This is a genomic window from Faecousia intestinalis (assembly GCF_040096185.1).
Classification (GTDB): domain Bacteria; phylum Bacillota; class Clostridia; order Oscillospirales; family Oscillospiraceae; genus JAZOXB01.
This window is the reverse complement of record NZ_JBBMFF010000163.1, coordinates 18,916-35,123: the sequence shown is the minus strand read 5'-3', so window position 1 is coordinate 35,123 and position 16,208 is coordinate 18,916. Positions and strand designations below refer to the sequence as shown.

The window sequence follows — 16,208 nt, the reverse complement described above, 5'->3', positions numbered from 1 at the left end:
TGGACCTCAAGTCCTACACAGACACAGTATACCACAACGAGGAGCTAAAGTCACTCACAAGATACCGGTTTGACAAAAATATATCAGAACCTGCAGCGGGCGTCAAGACCTTGAAACGGAGAAACGAAAGAAATCGGCAGGGGAATCCGGGGATTTTTTACCATTTCCCGCCAAATCAAAACTTGAAATTGAATATAATTCCTGCATATAATACATAAAAAGAACGCAGATACCGGTCCGGCCATCGCCGGGGCATCTGCGATGCAAAAGAAGGAGGCCTCCGGCTATAAGCGGAATACCTGCAACCCGAATGGCGCAAATCAGTATTCGCATTCCGAAGACCTCCCGTCAGACCGCGCTGGGAACCCGAGGTCCAATTCCTCGGGAACCATGCGATTGTCTGCAACTATAGTATACCAGAGCGCGGTTCGGGCGTCAAGCCCCAAGCACAAATCGGGCGCTCATGGAGAGGCCTGCGAGCTTGCGGATAGCCGGTCGAACGGATTCCGGAATTGCTCAGGCTCACGCCGCAGCGGGCACGATCCCGCAGCCGGAAGGGAGAGCGGCAGCAACCGGAGGCGGCCGGAATGCTGTCCCGAATTCTCGCGAACAGTTGAAATGAACGAACGCAACAAAATAAAAATTTTGTTGCGTTTAGAATAGAGATGTGCTATAATAGAGGCGTACAAAGCCGGATGCCGGTTTTCCGGTCCCGGCGCCTGTTTGGAGGTGTTATTATGATCGATCCGGATACTCCGGAGATCCTGCGGCAATTTCTGGCGTACCACGAGACCATCAAGGGCCAGTCGCCCAAGACCATCGACGAATATCATCTGGACCTGCGGATGTTCCTGCGGTTCCTTGTGCTCATGCGCAGCGAAATGCCGATCGACACCGATCTGGAGACGATCTCCGTCCGGCACGTCGATGTCGAATTTCTGCGAAGCGTGACAACGAACGATATCTTCGACTTCCTGAGCTATCTGGCTCGCGAACGCAGGACGCAGGACGGCTCCGGCCTCGGTGCGTCGGCACGCGCGCGGAAGCTTTCGGCCATCAAGTCGTTTTTCAAATATCTGACCACCCGCACGAAGCTGCTTGACGAGAATCCCGCGCAGGACATCGAGTACCCGCGTATGCGCCGCGCCCTGCCGAAGTATCTGACGCTCGAGGAAAGCCGCCGCCTGCTCGCTGCGGTCGACGGGCCGAACCGGGCACGCGACTATGCGATCCTGCTGCTGTTTCTGAACTGCGGCATCCGCCGCGCGGAGCTGGTCGGTCTGAATCGAAATGACGTATACAACGATCGAATTCGCGTAACAGGCAAAGGAAACAAGGAGCGTTTCGTCTATTTCGGCGAAACGACGCGTGAGGCGCTGGACACCTACCTTCCCGAACGCAACAAAATCGTTCTGGATGACGATCGGGCGCTGTTCGGCTCCCGTGACCACAAGCGCCTGAGCGTGACGGCCGTGCACCGTCTGGTCAAAAAGCACATGCTGGCGGCCGGGCTGGACCCGGAGCAATACTCCGCGCACAAGCTGCGCCACACCGCCGCCACGCTGATGGTCGCAAACGGCGTGGACCTCAGAACGGTGCAGGAGGTGCTCGGTCATGAGCACCTGAACACGACGGAGATTTACACCCACATCGAAAATACCGAGCTGAAGATCGCTGCAGAGGCCAATCCCCTCTCGCGTCCGGCTCCAAAGGAGACACATCATGAGAAAGACCCTGTTATTTGACCTCGACGGCACGCTGCTGAACACGCTGGAGGACCTGCGAGACAGCACGAATTTTGCGCTGCGGACCTATGGCTATCCGAAGCGCTCGCTGGAGGAGGTCCGGCGGTTTGTCGGAAATGGTCTGAAAATGCTGCTGACCCGCGCCGTACCGCAGGGCAGCTCCGAGGCCGAGATCGAGCGCGCGCTGGCGTGCATGAAGGCGCACTACTGCGAAAACTATCACAACAAGACCGTCCCCTATCCCGGCATTCCGGAGCTGCTGCAGCGCCTGCAGCAGGCGGGCTTCCGCATGGCCATCGTCTCAAACAAGGCCGATCCGGCCGTGCAGCTCATCCGCACGCTGTATTTTGACGGCATCATCGACGTTGCGGTCGGCGAATCTCCTGCCTGTTCCAAAAAGCCTGCGCCGGATATGGTCCTCGCGGCACTGCAGCGGCTCGGCAGCACGGCGGACGATGCGATCTATCTCGGCGACTCCGAGGTCGATCTGCAGACTGCGAGGAATTCCGGTCTCCCCTGCGCCACGGTCGGCTGGGGCTTCCGCACGGAGGCCGAGCTGCGCGCAGCCGGGGCGCAGACGATCTATCACTCACCGGAGGCGCTCGGCAAGGCGCTGCTGGACGGCAGCATCCAGTGAAGGAAGCGGGTCTTCTGCCGCTCGTAGGTGGATAATGGGCGGAAATCGCTGTCCTCATCGTGGGCGCAGACGAGAATTTGCCGCCCCGTTCCCACAACGAGCAGGCAGTGCGCATAACGCCGCCCGTCGAAGCTGAGCTGAATGATGTCGCCCGGCTGCAGATCTTCCGGGCCGCATTCTACGCCGCGCAGGCCGTCTTCACGGTCCGGGCGCGTGAAAAAGCGCCAGAACGGCTCGACGCCGCTCCAGGCAGGCGCCTTGTCGTTCCCGGAGCGGTAATACCAGCCCCACAGCGGCGTCGGGTCCTCCGACGCGCCGCCTGCCAGCAGGCACTGCGAAACGAAGCTCGTGCAATCTCCGCCGAGCCGGTCAAAGGCGAGATACTCCGGATTCCGCCCAAAGGCCCAGCGGTGCGCATAGGCCTGCGCCCTTTCCCGGGAAAAGTCCATTCCGATCCCCTCCGCACGCATAATTTCAGCTCCGACACAGTCTATGTGCCGGAGCTGTTTTTCGTGCAGGCGGGAGATCAGTCCACGCGGCGGATGATGCCCATCGGGGTCTGCTGGTCATCCTGACCGAGCGGATTGTCCTTCAGAATGCGGGCATAGAGCTTCTTGTTCACGGCCTTGGAGGAAGCGCCGAGGATCTGGCCCTCGAGGTCGTTGATATCGACGATGGCGACGTCATAGCCGACGCGCGCAGCAATGTCCTTTGCGACCTGATCCGGCTTCAGCGGACCGAGGACGACATAGTGGTTGTACGGCGGGATCGTGTTGTGGCACGGGCCGTCGATGGAGCGGGCGCGGTAACCGGCCACGGCGTAGAACCAGCCCTTCTTGCGGAAGATCTTCTTGCCGATGACAGAGATGGCGGCCGCAAACAGGATGCGCAGCGAGCCGACCTCGCGCAGGGCCATTTCCATCGTCTCGGGCATGCCGAGGCCGATGCCGTGCGGCGTCTTGGTGACATGGGCGCTGAGCTTATAGGCCAGCTTGCGCGGCTTGATGTCCGCAAGCGGAATGGCGCGGCGCTGCGTGCAGGCCACGCACTTTTCCGAGATGAACAGCACGTCGCCGGGCTTGGACAGCACGGGCTTGCCGTACTTCTCGGCCACGTCGAGGATGTTGTCCTTATCCGTGATCAGGTGGGTCTTGATGGGCAGGCGCTGATAGCGCACGCCGTCGACCTCAATGATGTCGTTTTTCCCCGCATTGGGGTGCAGCTCTTGTTCCATGACGAATGCTCCCTATTTATTTGATATTCAGAATTTCCTTGTAATACGGCCAGAGGCCCTGCTTCTCCGGATAGTGCGGCGCAAGCTGGCACAGATCCGTTCCGGGGTAATCGTTGCCCTCGATGAGCACGGGGCCGTCCGGCGTGACGGCAACATCCCAGCCGACGTGGCAGATCTGCGGCACAACGAGCGCGGCCTTCCTGGCAAAAGCCACGGCCTCCTGCACCATCGGGAGCTGATAGCCCTCGAAGCGAATGCCGGTGTCCGGATGCGTCTCGTAGACGTTGAAATAATCGTCCGTTGCGACGGAGCAGATCTTACCGGTCTTCTCGTCCACGCGACAGATGACGCCGCCCTGCCCGGAGTTGTCGCAGAAGCCGTCTCCCCTGCCGATCTTCAGCACGATATAGGCAATGTGTACGGTGTCGCCGACACGGTCCGTGACGATGCGCATGGTGTTGACGGATTGCGGGTGCAGCTTCGCCATATCCGGATGCTGCGCAAGCGGCTCCTCCAGCACGTCGAGGCCCTTTTCCTTCAGATAAGCCAGCAGCTTCTCCGCATCCGGCCAGTCCGCCGTGCGGAGCTTTTCGATGCCGTTGCCGCAGGTGCCGCGGCTCGGCTTGGCGAAGAAGCAGTCGAGCCCCTGCAGGAATGCGGACAGCTCGTCCGGCGTTGCCGCGGCGGCATTCAGCGTCCGGCGGCCGAGGAAATCGGCAAAGCGGACATTGAAGCGGAGCTTATCATCGAACTCATCACCATAGCCGGGCTGATTCATCAGCTCGCAGACCTTTTTGTTGCGCACGCGCGTCAGATAGGTGTCGCGCTGCTTGCCGTTCATGTCGTAGAAGCCGAACATCACATAGTCATAGTACCCTGCGCCGTAGCGCGCCGCGCACCAGAGAATGTCGCAGAATGTGCGCACCTTGCTGTGGCCGCTCTTCTGCTTGACAACGCCCATGACGTAGTTCAGCTTTTCAAAGCGGACGCCGCGCAGCACGCGGGTGATATATTTGATCCCGGGCATATGATTCCCCTCCCGTCAGTATTCTTTCCAAAGCAATATCATACAATAATTCTCAGAAAAAATCTACTGTTATTTTGACGGTTTCCCGGCTGCCCCGGCGCATATCCCGGCGTTTTTGCCCAAAAATATCGCTCCGGCAGGACGGACCCGCCGGAGCGAATGCAGGCATATTCGACTCTGCTCAGAGCGCGACAGCCATGGCCTCGCGGATATTGCGCACCCGCAGCAGCTCCAGCCCCTCCGGCGCGTGCAGGCTCTGCGTGCCGCTGCGTGGGATGAGGCAGCGCGTGAAGCCGAGCCGGTGCAGCTCGGACAGGCGCTGATTGAGCTGGTTGACGGCACGGATCTCACCGGTCAGGCCGACCTCGCCGATGGCGGCGAGCGTATCGGGCGCAGGCTTGTCCAGCGCGGCGGAGGCGACGGCGATGGCGATGGCCAGATCGGCCGCAGGCTCGTCCAGCCGCAGTCCGCCGATGACATTCAGGTAGACGTCCGCCGAGCCGAACCGCAGGCCGCCGCGCTTTTCCAGCACGGCCAGCAGCATGGCGGCGCGGTTATAGTCATAGCCGTTGCTCGTGCGGCGCGGCATGTTGTAGGTCGTCTGACATACGAGCGCCTGCACCTCGGCAAGGACCGGGCGCGTGCCCTCCATCACGCAGGCGACGCAGGTGCCCGGCGTGCCGAGCGGCCGCCCGGCCAGCAGCAGCTCCGAGGGATTCGGGACCTCGCGCAGGCCGCGGTCGTCCATTTCAAACACGCCGATCTCGTTTGTGGAGCCGAAGCGGTTCTTCGCCGCGCGCAGCAGGCGGTAGGTCGTGTGCTCCTCGCCCTCGAAATACAGAACGCAGTCGACCATGTGCTCGAGCACCTTCGGCCCGGCGATCGCGCCCTCCTTGTTGATGTGGCCGACGACGAACACCGTCACGCCGCAGCGCTTGGAATACTGCATCAGGCGCATCGTGCAGTCGCGGACCTGCGCGATGCTGCCGGGCGAGGACGTCTTGTCCTCCGTGTAGAGCGTCTGGATGGAGTCCACGATGAGAAGGCCGGGCTGCATGCGCTCCGCCGCAGCCAGGATCTCATCCAGACTCGTCTCGCACAGCAGCCACAGCGCGTCGGACTGCACGCCGAGGCGCTCGGCACGGAGCTTGAGCTGGTTCTCGCTCTCCTCGCCGGAGACATAGAGGATCGTCTGCTCCCGGCAGATCTGCGCACAGATCTGCAGCAGCAGCGTGGATTTGCCGATGCCCGGTGCGCCGCTCACGAGCACGAGCGACCCGCGCACCGCGCCGCCGCCCAGCACCCGGTCCAGCTCGGACAGGCCGGTCCCGAAGCGCAGCTCCTCCCCGCTCGTCACCTCGTTCAGGCGCTTCGGCTGCACGCCGACACCGCGCGCGGCGGACGTTCGGCCAGTGAGACTGCTGCGGGACGGCGCGGCGGCCTGCGGCGGGGTATATTCCTCCAGCGTGTTCCACTGCCCGCAGGACGGGCAGCGGCCCTGCCACCGCGGCGTCTCGTTGCCGCAGTTCGAGCAGAGAAAAACGGTCTTAGCAGCTTTCATAGGGTTCCTCCAGAAATTCCAGCATGCCGCAGCACAGAACTGCCGCAAGCTTCTTCTGATATTCCGGCGTGCGCAGCAGGGCCTCCTCCGCCGGGTTGGACAGGAAACCGCACTCCACGAGCACGGCGGGGCAGCTCACATGCTTCAGAAGGTAGATCTCCCCCGCTTTTTTGCAGGCCCGGTGATTGTCCGGATCAAGCTGCGTGCCAAGTAAGGTCTGCAGCCGTTCCGCCAGTGCGCGGCTGCCGTCTGCGGCGGCATAAAACACCTGCGCGCCGCGGTATTTTGACTCCGGAAAATGATTCTGATGGATGCTCAGGAGCACGGCCTTCGACGTTTCCTCCGTCAGGCGGACGCGCGCCCGGATATCGGACGCCTTGCGCGCCGCGATCGTCGCAGCTTCCGTGTCGTGCAGCGATACATCCTGTGTGCGCAGCATACGCGTCCTCTGCCCGAGGAGGGCAAACAGGTCGTTCACGCGCAGCGCGATCTCCAGATTGAGGCCGCTTTCCCGCACGCCGGTGCACGACAATGTCCCGCCGTCTTCTCCACCGTGCCCGGCATCCACAACGACGGTCGTCCCGGTTTCCCGGGAAAATACGGCAACGGCGCTCCCCACACGGGAGAGCGCCATCGCAGACAGCAGCGCCGCCGCGCAGACCAGCGCATAGAGCCCGGCGGTTTTGATCCAGTTCTTCATTCCGAACACCCCCATTCGACTCTATGCGGGTGCGGAAAATTTATGACAGGCGCTGCTTGAAATCCTCGTAGCCGAAGCTGCGGATGCAGCGCTCCGTGCCGTCCAAAGTGCGAAGCGCGATGGACGGGAGCGGCATGCCGTTGAATGTGTTGTTCTTCACCATGGAATAAATGGCCATGTCGCCGAATTCCAGCACATCGCCGACGGCCAGCGGACGGTCAAAGGAATAATCCCCGATGATGTCCCCTGCCAGACACGTCGGCCCGCCGAGGCGGTAGGAATAGGCCTTTTCCCCCGGCAGGCCGCTGCCGCGCAGCGGCGGGCGGTATGGCATCTCCAGCACATCCGGCATATGGCAGGCGGCGGACGTATCCAGAATGGCGATCTTTCCGCCGTTTTCGACGATATCGAGCACGGTGCAGCGCAGGATGCCCGCGTTCAGCGCGACGGCCTCGCCCGGCTCCAGATAGACCTGCAGCCCATAGCGCTGCTGGATGCGGTCGATGCAGCGCTCGAGCCGCGGAATGTCATAGCCCGGCCGGGTGATGTGGTGCCCGCCGCCGAAGTTCAGCCAGCGCAGTCCGGGGAAAAACTCGCCGAAGCGTGCCTCGACGGCGTCCAGCGTCGTCTCCAGCGCATCGGAATCCTGCTCGCAGAGCGTGTGGAAGTGCAGGCCGCTGAGCAGCGGCAGCACCTCGGGGTCGAACTGCGCCCGGGTAACGCCGAGGCGGGACTTCTCGCCGCAGGGGTCATAGATCGCGTGGCCCTCCTGTGTAGAGCACTCGGGATTGATGCGCAGGCCGGCTTGCTTCCCGGCAGCGAGGACCTGCGGCGCGTAGGCGCGAAGTTGGGCGCAGGAGTTGAACACGACATGGTCGCACAGGCGGGCCAGCTCCGGGATATCCTCGGCGCGGTAGGCGGCGGAGAACACATGGTTTTCACCCTGCAGCTCCTCGGCCGCCAGCCGGGCCTCAAAAAGGCCGCTGGCCGTCGCGCCGTCGAGGTATTCCGCGATGATCGGATAGACGGCGAACATGGAGAACGCCTTCTGCGCCAGCAAAATTTTGCAGCCTGTGCGCTCGCGCACGCCGCGGAGAATTTCAAGGTTCCGGCGCAGAGCGGCCTCGTCGATCAGGTAATACGACGTGTTCATGCGACGGTCTCGGGGTTCTCCTCCACGACCCAGGGCAGGCCGTATTCATTCAGCATCTGCATATAGGGATCGGGGTCGAACTCGTCGGTCGTGTAGACGCCCTTCTTGCTCCACTGCCCGGAGAGCACCATGGCAGCGCCGATCATGGCCGGAACGCCCGTCGTATAGGCAACAGCCTGGCAGCCGAGCTCCTTATAGCACTCCTGATGGTCGCAGACATTGTAGATATAGATGGTCTTCTCCTTGCCATCCTTGACGCCGGTGATAATACAGCCGATGTTCGTCTTGCCGACGGTGCGCGGGCCGAGCGAGGCCGGGTCCGGCAGCAGCGTCTTGAGGAATTGGATGGGAACGATCTGCTGGCCGTTGAATTCGACCGGCGTCGTCGAGAGCATGCCGACGTTCTCAAGGCACTTCATATGCGTCAGATAGCTCTGACCGAATGTCATGAAGAAGCGGATGCGCTTGACCTCCGGCAGATTGCGGGCCAGCGCCTCGATCTCCTCGTGGTGCAGCAGGTACATGTCCTTCCTGCCGACCTGCGGGAAATCATACTCGCGGTGGATGGACATGGCGGGAATCTCGATCCAATGGCCGTCCTCCCAGTAGGAGCCGGGCGCAGAGACCTCGCGGAGGTTGACCTCCGGGTTGAAGTTCGTGGCGAAGGGATAGCCGTGGTCGCCGCCGTTGCAGTCGAGGATGTCGATGGTGTGGATCTCGTCAAAATAGTGCTTCTTGGCATAGGCGACGAACACGGACGTGACGCCCGGGTCAAAGCCGGTGCCGAGCAGGCCCGTCAGACCGGCCTTGCGGAAGCGCTCGTCATAGGCCCACTGCCACGAATAGTCAAAGTAGGCGGAGAAGCCCAGCTCCTTGCAGCGCTTTTCGTAGATCTCGCGCCATGCGGGATCGTCGGTGTTCTCCGGCTCGTAGTTCGCGGTGTCGATATAGTCCACGCCGCACTCGAGGCAGGCCTCCATCACGGAAAGGTCCTGATACGGCAGGGCAAGATTCAGCACGGCATCCGGGCGGACGTCGCGGATGAGCACACACAGCGCGGCGACGTTATCGGCGTCGACCTCGGCCGTGGAGATGACGGTCTTCGTCTTCCCGGCGAGCTTTTCCTTGAGGGCGTCGCACTTCGCCTTTGTGCGGCTGACGAGCACGAGCTCCGTAAACAGGCCGTCATTCTGACAGCACTTCTGAATGGCGACCTGTGCAACGCCGCCGCAGCCAATGACCAGTAATTTTGCCATAATGATCTCTCCTTATTGCGGCTCCACATCGCGCAGCAGCTCCTCGACATACGTCGGCAGGGAGAAGGCGCTGCGGTGCAGCTTCGCATTGTAATAGCGGGTAGAAAGGCCAAGAAGCGTCCAGGCCGTCGGATTGAAGTCCGTGACGGGATGGTATTTCTTCGAGGCAAAGCCGAACAGCCAATGGCCGGACGGATACGTCGGGATATGCGCCTGATAGACGCGGCTGATGGGGAAGCATTCCACGATGCGCTTGTGCGCACGCTGCATGGCAGCCGCATCGGCGGCATAGAACGGGCTTTCGTGCTGATTGACCATGATGCCGTCCTCGCGCAGGGCATTATAGCAGCTGCCGTAGAATTCCTTTGTGAACAGGCCCTCACCGGGGCCAAACGGGTCCGTGGAGTCCACGATGATGAGGTCGTATTTGTTCTCGCAGGAGCGGATGAATTTCAGTCCGTCTGCAATATGGATATGAACGCGCGGGTCGTCGAGACGGCAGGCCGTCTTCGGCAGATACTTACGGCAGACCTCGATGACCAGCTCGTCGATCTCGACGAGGTCGATGCACTTCGGCGACTGATAGCGCGTCAGCTCGCGCACGACGCCGCCGTCACCCGCGCCGATGACGAGGATATTCTCGGGATTCGGGTGGACGGCCATGGGGATGTGCGTGATCATCTCATGATAGATGAACTCGTCCTTCTCCGTCAGCATCATATAGCCGTCAAGCGTCAGGAAGCGGCCGAATTCCCGCGACTCGAACACGTCGATCCGCTGGAATTCGCTCTGCGCCGTATAGAGCTGGCGCTCGACCTTGATGGAAAAATTCACATACGGCGTATGCCGCTCCGTAAACCAAAGCTCCATTGTCTCACTCCTTTGTCAGCACGTTCAGGTATTCGGTGTGCAGGTCCTCCGGGCCGGTCAGGTTGCAGCCCTTGGCCTTGGCATAGGTGATATAGTCCAGTACGTCGCGCGTGATGCGCTCGCCCGGCGCAAGGATGGGGATGCCGGGCGGATAGCACATGACGAACTCGCCGCAGACGCGGCCCTCGCATTGCTCCAGCGGCAGACGGACCTTCCGGCCGTAGAACGCGTCCTGCGGGGAAAGCACGACCTGCGGCGGAATGTATTCCTGCGTCAGCATACCGGCCGTACCGGTACGCTTGAAGCGACGGCGCAGATCGGCCATGGCGCTGACGAGGCGCTCGATCTCGCGCTCGCGGTCGCCGACGGACACATAGGCCAGAATGTTGCCGATGTCGCCGAATTCGATCTGGATGCCATACTCGTCGCGCAGCAGATCATAGACCTCGATCCCGGCTAGGCCGAGCCCGAGCGTGTGGACGGACAGCTTCGTGATGTCGAAGTCGAAAAAGCTCGTTCCGTTGATGCGCTCTTTGGAGAACGCATCGTAATCGCCGATGGCGTTGATCTCCGCGCGGGCATACTCCGCCAGCGCAGCGACGCGCGCCATGGTCTCCTGCCCGCGCAGGGCCAGATTCCGGCGCGAAATGTCCAGGCTTGCCAGCAGTAGGTACGATGCGCTTGTCGTCTGTGTCAGGTTGATCACGGCGCGGACATAGCCCTCGCTCATGGCAGGACCGATGAGCAGCATGGAGCTCTGCGTCAGGCTGCCGCCGGACTTGTGCATGCTGACGGCCGCCATATCCGCCCCCGCCGCCATGGCGGAAACGGGCAGCGCGTCCGAGAACGAAAAATGCGTGCCGTGGGCCTCGTCTGCCAGCACGCGCATACCGTGTGCGTGGGCCAGCCTCACGATGCTGCGCAGATCAGAGCAGACGCCGTAATACGTCGGATTGTTCACGAGAACAGCCTTCGCGTCCGGATTGGCCTCGATGGCGCGCTCCACGTCGGCAAGCGACATGCCCAGCGCGATGCCGAGCTGCGGATCGACGCCCGGATTAACATAGACCGGCACGGCACCGCACAGCACGAGCGCATTGATGGCACTGCGGTGCACATTGCGCGGCATAATGATCTTGTCGCCCCTTTTGCACACGCTCAGGATCATGGCCTGCACGGAGCCGGTCGTTCCGCTGACCATGAAGAAAGCATGTGCTGCACCGAAGGCTTGCGCTGCCAGCACCTCGGCGTCGTGGATGACGGACACCGGGTGGCAGAGGTTGTCGAGTGGCTTCATGGAGTTGACGTCGGCATCCATTGTGGCCTGCCCGAGGAACTCCGTCAGCTCCGGATTCCCCTTCCCGTGCTTGTGGCCCGGCACATCGAACGGAACGACGCGCTCTTTGGAAAAGGCACGCAAAGCCTCGAAGATCGGCGCGCGTGCCTGAGAAAGCTGGTTTTCCATATCAATAGATGTTCCTTCCGCTGAAGATCTCGATCATTTCGCGCCGCAGACTGGAGCTGATGTCCAGCCGGGTCTGAGGCGGAAGCTCGTTGGCATCCACGTTGAACAGGTAGTTCTGCAGATCCAGCTCTTTGATGAGCATGTTCGTGTGGAAGAGGTTCGCCTGATAGACGTTGATGTCGATGGCATCGTAACGTGCCAGAATTTTGGCGTCGATATAGTCCTGGATCGACGTGATGTCATGGTCGATAAACAGCTTTTTCCCAGACACGTCACGCGTAAAGCCACGCACGCGGTAATCCAGCGTGATGATGTCGGAATCGAAGCTGCCGATTAGATAATCCAGAGTAGAAAGCGGCGTGATCTCCCCGCAGGTCTCCACGTCGATGTCCACGCGGAACGTGGCGATGCAGGTCTCGGGGTGGTATTCCGGGTAAGTGTGCGCTGTAACATGGCTTTTATCGAGGTGACCGAGCACGAGACGGCTATCCGCGCGCTTGATGGCGGCATCCTCGGCCAGAAGCAGCGTGACGGAAGCGCCCTGCGGATCATAATCCTGCTTGGAGATGTTCAGGACCTCTGCGCCGATCATCTGCGAGACGTTCGTCAGGATCTTCACGAGACGGTCAGAGTTATACTGCTCATCGATATAGGCAATATACTTCTGCTGCTCGCGCTCGGTCTTGGCATAGCAGACGTCGTAAATGTTAAAGCTCAGCGCCTTTGTCAGGTTATTGAACCCATACAGCTTCAGCTTATTTTCCATGGAAGCTCCCCCATTTCCCCGGAAAGATCAAAAAACGGCAAGTGAACCCCTCACTTGCCGCATAGCGCATTCCCGGCGGACGCGATCTCGCGCCGCCGCAGCAGGACAAAAATGACAGGTTTCAGAGTCTATATAGCAAAGATTACTTTTACTACTCTTATTGACCGTTTCACAAGTTGATGTGCTTTCGCACCGGTTATAAAGTTACCAACTTATAAAATTTGAGCTTTTAACTCCATCAATAAGGCGTTGCCGCCATGTGGAAAGACTGCTGAAACCCCCTTGCGCAGCGCGCAAGGCTTACTGCTTTCCATACTTGTTAATACTATCATGATTTCCGGATCGTGTCAAGAAAATGCGGGAAGGAATTCGACAAAAAATTGGAAAAGATACGGAATACGGAATCAGAAATAGCGGCATGGCCCGATGAGGACCATGCCGCTCAGGCTATCCAAGAATGCCAAGTCAATAGTTTCGAAGGGAAGAAAAGTGTGAAAGGAAACCGTCAGGGTGTCCTTTCGCGTTCGATCACCCGCCGCAGCGGCATGGCCCGGCGAGGACCATGCCGCTGAGGGTGCAGTATCGAGATGGGCATCCCGCCTTAGTCCTGCAGGACGCGCCGGAATGCGGGAAGGCTCCGCTGGATCATGGCGGGATCGACGCAGGTGCTGATGCGGAAGAAGCCGGGGCAGCCGAAGCTGTCCGCCGGGACAAGCAGCAGATTTTCTTTTTTGGCGCGCTCGGAGAAGGCGTGGGCATCACCGCCCGGGGCCTTGACCATCATGTAGAACGCGCCCTCCGGCTTCACGCACTCATAGCCCATTTCCGTCAGCGCGTTGTAGAGCGTGTGGCGGTTCTTGTCATAGGCCTCGAGGTCGGGGCGCAGGCCCGTTGCGCGGGCAATAACGCGCTGCATCATAGACGGTGCGCAGACATGCCCAAAGGCGCGGGAAGCACCGGCGACTGCGGCATGCAGCTTGGCGCTGTCCGTCACACTGTCGGGGATGCAGACGTAGCCGATACGCTCGCCGGGCATGGACAGCGACTTGGAGTAAGAATAGCAGATGACGGTATCGCGGTAGATGCCGGGGATATACGGGACTTCGGCATTGTCATAGACCAACTCACGATAGGGCTCGTCGGCAATGATATAGATCGGGTGGCCGTATTCCGCGCTCTTGCGCTCGAGCAGGGCTCCGAGGGCCGTGAGTGTCTCGCGGCTGTAGATCACACCGGAGGGATTGTTCGGAGAATTGACCAGAACGGCCTGCGTGTGCGGCGTGAGCGCGCGCTCCACAGCGGCGATATCGACCTGGAAATTCTTCGTATCGGGCGGGACCTCGACGAATTTGCCGCCGTTGTAGGACACAAAGACCTGATATTCCGGGAAATACGGGGCAATGGCGACGAATTCGGCATCTTCTACGGCCAGCGCGCGGAGGACGGCGACAAGGGCCGGGGCCGCGCCGCAGGTGAAGAAGATGTTCTCCGGGCGGATCGTATCGCCGCTGCGCTGCGTCAGGTCGTCGGCAACGGCCTGCTGGGCCTCCTTCGCGCCGCCTGCGGGCGTGTAGCCATGCAGGGCAAGGCTGTCGCCCTCCAGAAGCTCGCGGATGATGGAGGCGACCTCCTCCGGCGCGGGTACGGAGGGATTGCCGAGCGAATAGTCATAGACATTTTCCTTTCCGACGACGGCTGCCTGACGGAGGCCGTACTCGAACAGCTCGCGGATGCCGGACTTCTTTTCTCCCAAATGGACAAGGCTCTCCGAGATCATCCCTGCCCCTCCTTTCCATTTACTCCGTTTAAAATATGATAGATGCGGGCATTTTCCTCGCCCTGCAGGATGCGCATGCCGCCGAGGGCCAGCGCCTCCATTTCGTTTTCACCGGGCATGACGCAGACCGGCGCGATGAATTTGACGTAGTCCTCCACACGCTCCGTCAGCATTTTGGAGTTGGCCACGCCGCCCGTCAGGATGATGGCGTCGCAGTCGCCCTTGAGCACGATGGACAGCAGGCCGATGGCCTTGGCGATCTGATAGGCCTGCGCCTGGAAGATCAGGTCGGCATGGCGGTCGCCGTCGCGGATCATCTGCTCGATGACGCGGCAGTCGCTCGTGCCAAGGTGGGCATACATGCCGCCGCGGCCGCGGATCTTTTTCCGCATTTCCTCATAGGTATATTTGCCGGAATAGCAGAGCTTGATGAGCCCGAGCGAGGGCACGCAGCCGGAGCGCTCCGGGGAGAACTGGCCGTCGTCGTCGCCGACGGAGTCGATGATCTCGCCGTGGCGGTGCACGCTGGCAGAGATGCCGCCGCCGAGGTGCGCGACGATGAGATTCAGCTCCTCATAGTGCTTGCCGTGCTCACGCGCATAGCGCAGGGCCATGGCGCGGCTGTTGAGCACATGGCAGAAGCTGCGGCGCTCAATATCGACAAAGCCGGTGATCTTGGCAACGTCCGTCAGCTCGCCCGACGTCACAGCGTCGTAGATATAGGCGGGGATGCCGAGCGGCGCAGCGATCTCGCGGGCCAGCAGGCCGCCGAGGTTCGAGGCGTGCGGCTGGCTGAGGTCGTCGTCCACAAGGGCATGGCACAGGTCTTCGTTCACAAGGTAGCCGCCCGTCTTCAGGCCGAAGACAAGGCCGCCGCGGCCAATAACGGCTGCAAGCTCCTCCGGATGCACGCCGCTGCGGTCGAGGAAATCGCGGATGACGGCCAGACGCATCGGCACCTGATCGCCGATGCCATGATACTGCTGCAGTGCAGCGGCATCATGCTCCAGATTCTCCTGCAGAAGCTTCTTCGCCCCGTCGTAGAGCGCCAGCTTCGTGCTGGTGGAGCCGGGATTGATGATCAAAAGCTTCATTCTGCATTCTCCTCGCGGCTGCTGCTCATCAGTGCACAGACGAGCAGCGAATGGTACTTCTCTTCAAAGCTCGCGCTGCGGGAATTGAGTGCGATGGGGCACTTTGCACCCGTGACGACGCCGACCATTCTGGCCCCGGCGAACAGGACGAGCGACTTGACCATCATGTTGCCTGCCGCCATGCCGGGCACGAGCAGAATATCCGTCTCGCCGGTCACGGGGCTTTCATAGCCCTTGATCTGCGCGGACTCGCGGCTGAGGGCCAGATCGAGCGAAATGGGGCCCTCTACATAGCACGAGCCGAACGTTCCCTCGAGCGCAGCCTGCTTCAACGCCGCCGCATCGACGGTCTCGATGATCTTCGGGCTGACGTTCTCCGCCGCGCAGACGGCAGAGACGAGCGGGCGCTCATAGCCGAGGCCGTGGAACATGGCGACGGCGTTGTGCGCAATGGCCTTCTTCCCTTCCAGATCCGGATTCGGGATCATGCCGCCGTCCGTCACGCCGAGCAGCTTCGGGTAGCCCGGCAGCTCCAGCAGCGCCACATGGGACATGGGGCGGCCGAGACCGATGCCGGTCTGCTTGTTGACGACGGCCTTCAGAATGGTCGCCGTCTGCATCAGGCCCTTCTGCAGGAAGCCTGCGCGGCCTTCGCGCACGAGAGAAACGGCGATGGCGGCCGCCTCTTCGTCCGTCGCAGCGGGGATGACGGTCTCCGGCGCGATGGCGTGGCCGAGGCTGCGGCCGATGGAGAGAATCTCCTCCGGGTGGCCGATGAGCAGATAGTTCAGAATGCCCTCCTGCGCGGCGTGCAGCACGGCCTCGAGGGTGTGCGCGTCATGCGCGCATGCAACGGCAACGGTCTGGGGCCGGACTGCGCCGGCCCTTTCCCGAAGCTCGGTAAAGCTGTGGATCATGGTTCC

General features: G+C 61.3%; 16 protein-coding genes. 2 read left to right on the top strand and 14 right to left on the bottom strand.

Annotated features, from left to right (window positions below; translation table 11 throughout):
* Nucleotides 1–102: 102 nt before the first annotated feature.
* Nucleotides 103–333: a hypothetical protein gene (locus tag WMO66_RS04585; protein WP_349135208.1), complete on the bottom strand. Its 231-nt coding sequence runs from the start codon at nucleotides 331–333 to the stop codon at nucleotides 103–105.
* A gap of 404 nt (nucleotides 334–737) precedes the next feature.
* Between WMO66_RS04585 and WMO66_RS04580 the strand changes: the two genes are divergently transcribed.
* Both WMO66_RS04580 and WMO66_RS04575 read left to right on the top strand, forming a co-directional pair.
* Nucleotides 738–1,745 (top strand): tyrosine recombinase XerC, encoded by a 1,008-nt coding sequence (locus tag WMO66_RS04580; RefSeq protein WP_349135205.1) that lies wholly within the window; start codon nucleotides 738–740, stop codon nucleotides 1,743–1,745.
* Nucleotides 1,723–2,382 carry an HAD family hydrolase gene (locus tag WMO66_RS04575; RefSeq protein WP_349135204.1) on the top strand — a complete coding sequence of 220 codons (660 nt, stop codon included), beginning with the start codon at nucleotides 1,723–1,725 and terminating at the stop codon, nucleotides 2,380–2,382. The genes WMO66_RS04580 and WMO66_RS04575 overlap by 23 nt, the downstream gene beginning before the upstream one ends.
* On the opposite strand, the gene WMO66_RS04570 is transcribed toward WMO66_RS04575, so the two are convergent.
* The 13 genes from WMO66_RS04570 to WMO66_RS04510 form a co-directional block, all read right to left on the bottom strand.
* Nucleotides 2,331–2,831: an amidase domain-containing protein gene (locus tag WMO66_RS04570; protein ID WP_349135203.1), complete on the bottom strand. Its 501-nt coding sequence runs from the start codon at nucleotides 2,829–2,831 to the stop codon at nucleotides 2,331–2,333. The two genes, WMO66_RS04575 and WMO66_RS04570, sit on opposite strands and share 52 nt — an antisense overlap.
* A gap of 77 nt (nucleotides 2,832–2,908) precedes the next feature.
* Nucleotides 2,909–3,616 carry a coenzyme F420-0:L-glutamate ligase gene (locus tag WMO66_RS04565; protein ID WP_349135202.1) on the bottom strand — a complete coding sequence of 236 codons (708 nt, stop codon included), beginning with the start codon at nucleotides 3,614–3,616 and terminating at the stop codon, nucleotides 2,909–2,911.
* 16 nt (nucleotides 3,617–3,632) lie between these two features.
* Nucleotides 3,633–4,643 (bottom strand): sugar-transfer associated ATP-grasp domain-containing protein, encoded by a 1,011-nt coding sequence (locus WMO66_RS04560; protein WP_349135201.1) that lies wholly within the window; start codon nucleotides 4,641–4,643, stop codon nucleotides 3,633–3,635.
* A gap of 181 nt (nucleotides 4,644–4,824) precedes the next feature.
* Nucleotides 4,825–6,204: a DNA repair protein RadA gene (radA, locus tag WMO66_RS04555; protein WP_349135200.1), complete on the bottom strand. Its 1,380-nt coding sequence runs from the start codon at nucleotides 6,202–6,204 to the stop codon at nucleotides 4,825–4,827.
* A complete protein-coding gene (locus WMO66_RS04550; RefSeq protein ID WP_349135199.1) occupies nucleotides 6,191–6,904 on the bottom strand; it encodes an N-acetylmuramoyl-L-alanine amidase in 714 nt (237 codons plus the stop codon). The genes radA and WMO66_RS04550 overlap by 14 nt, the downstream gene beginning before the upstream one ends.
* Nucleotides 6,905–6,944: 40 nt before the next feature.
* Nucleotides 6,945–8,057: a carboxynorspermidine decarboxylase gene (gene nspC, locus WMO66_RS04545; protein ID WP_349135198.1), complete on the bottom strand. Its 1,113-nt coding sequence runs from the start codon at nucleotides 8,055–8,057 to the stop codon at nucleotides 6,945–6,947.
* Nucleotides 8,054–9,313 (bottom strand): saccharopine dehydrogenase family protein, encoded by a 1,260-nt coding sequence (locus WMO66_RS04540; protein WP_349135197.1) that lies wholly within the window; start codon nucleotides 9,311–9,313, stop codon nucleotides 8,054–8,056. Before WMO66_RS04540 ends, nspC begins: the two co-directional genes overlap by 4 nt.
* Before the next feature lie 12 nt (nucleotides 9,314–9,325).
* The gene (speE, locus tag WMO66_RS04535; RefSeq protein ID WP_349135196.1) at nucleotides 9,326–10,183 is read right to left on the bottom strand and encodes a polyamine aminopropyltransferase; all 858 of its coding nucleotides are present in this window, start codon (nucleotides 10,181–10,183) and stop codon (nucleotides 9,326–9,328) included.
* Between the two features lie 4 nt (nucleotides 10,184–10,187).
* Nucleotides 10,188–11,648 (bottom strand): aminotransferase class I/II-fold pyridoxal phosphate-dependent enzyme, encoded by a 1,461-nt coding sequence (locus tag WMO66_RS04530; protein ID WP_349135195.1) that lies wholly within the window; start codon nucleotides 11,646–11,648, stop codon nucleotides 10,188–10,190.
* A gap of 1 nt (nucleotide 11,649) precedes the next feature.
* Nucleotides 11,650–12,414 carry an adenosylmethionine decarboxylase gene (gene speD, locus WMO66_RS04525; protein ID WP_349135194.1) on the bottom strand — a complete coding sequence of 255 codons (765 nt, stop codon included), beginning with the start codon at nucleotides 12,412–12,414 and terminating at the stop codon, nucleotides 11,650–11,652.
* Between the two features lie 601 nt (nucleotides 12,415–13,015).
* The gene (locus WMO66_RS04520) at nucleotides 13,016–14,191 is read right to left on the bottom strand and encodes a pyridoxal phosphate-dependent aminotransferase (protein WP_349135193.1); all 1,176 of its coding nucleotides are present in this window, start codon (nucleotides 14,189–14,191) and stop codon (nucleotides 13,016–13,018) included.
* The gene (buk, locus tag WMO66_RS04515; protein WP_349135192.1) at nucleotides 14,188–15,285 is read right to left on the bottom strand and encodes a butyrate kinase; all 1,098 of its coding nucleotides are present in this window, start codon (nucleotides 15,283–15,285) and stop codon (nucleotides 14,188–14,190) included. The genes WMO66_RS04520 and buk overlap by 4 nt, the downstream gene beginning before the upstream one ends.
* On the bottom strand, nucleotides 15,282–16,202 hold the full coding sequence (locus WMO66_RS04510; protein ID WP_349135191.1) for a phosphate acyltransferase: 921 nt from the start codon (nucleotides 16,200–16,202) through the stop codon (nucleotides 15,282–15,284). Before WMO66_RS04510 ends, buk begins: the two co-directional genes overlap by 4 nt.
* Nucleotides 16,203–16,208: the final 6 nt, after the last annotated feature.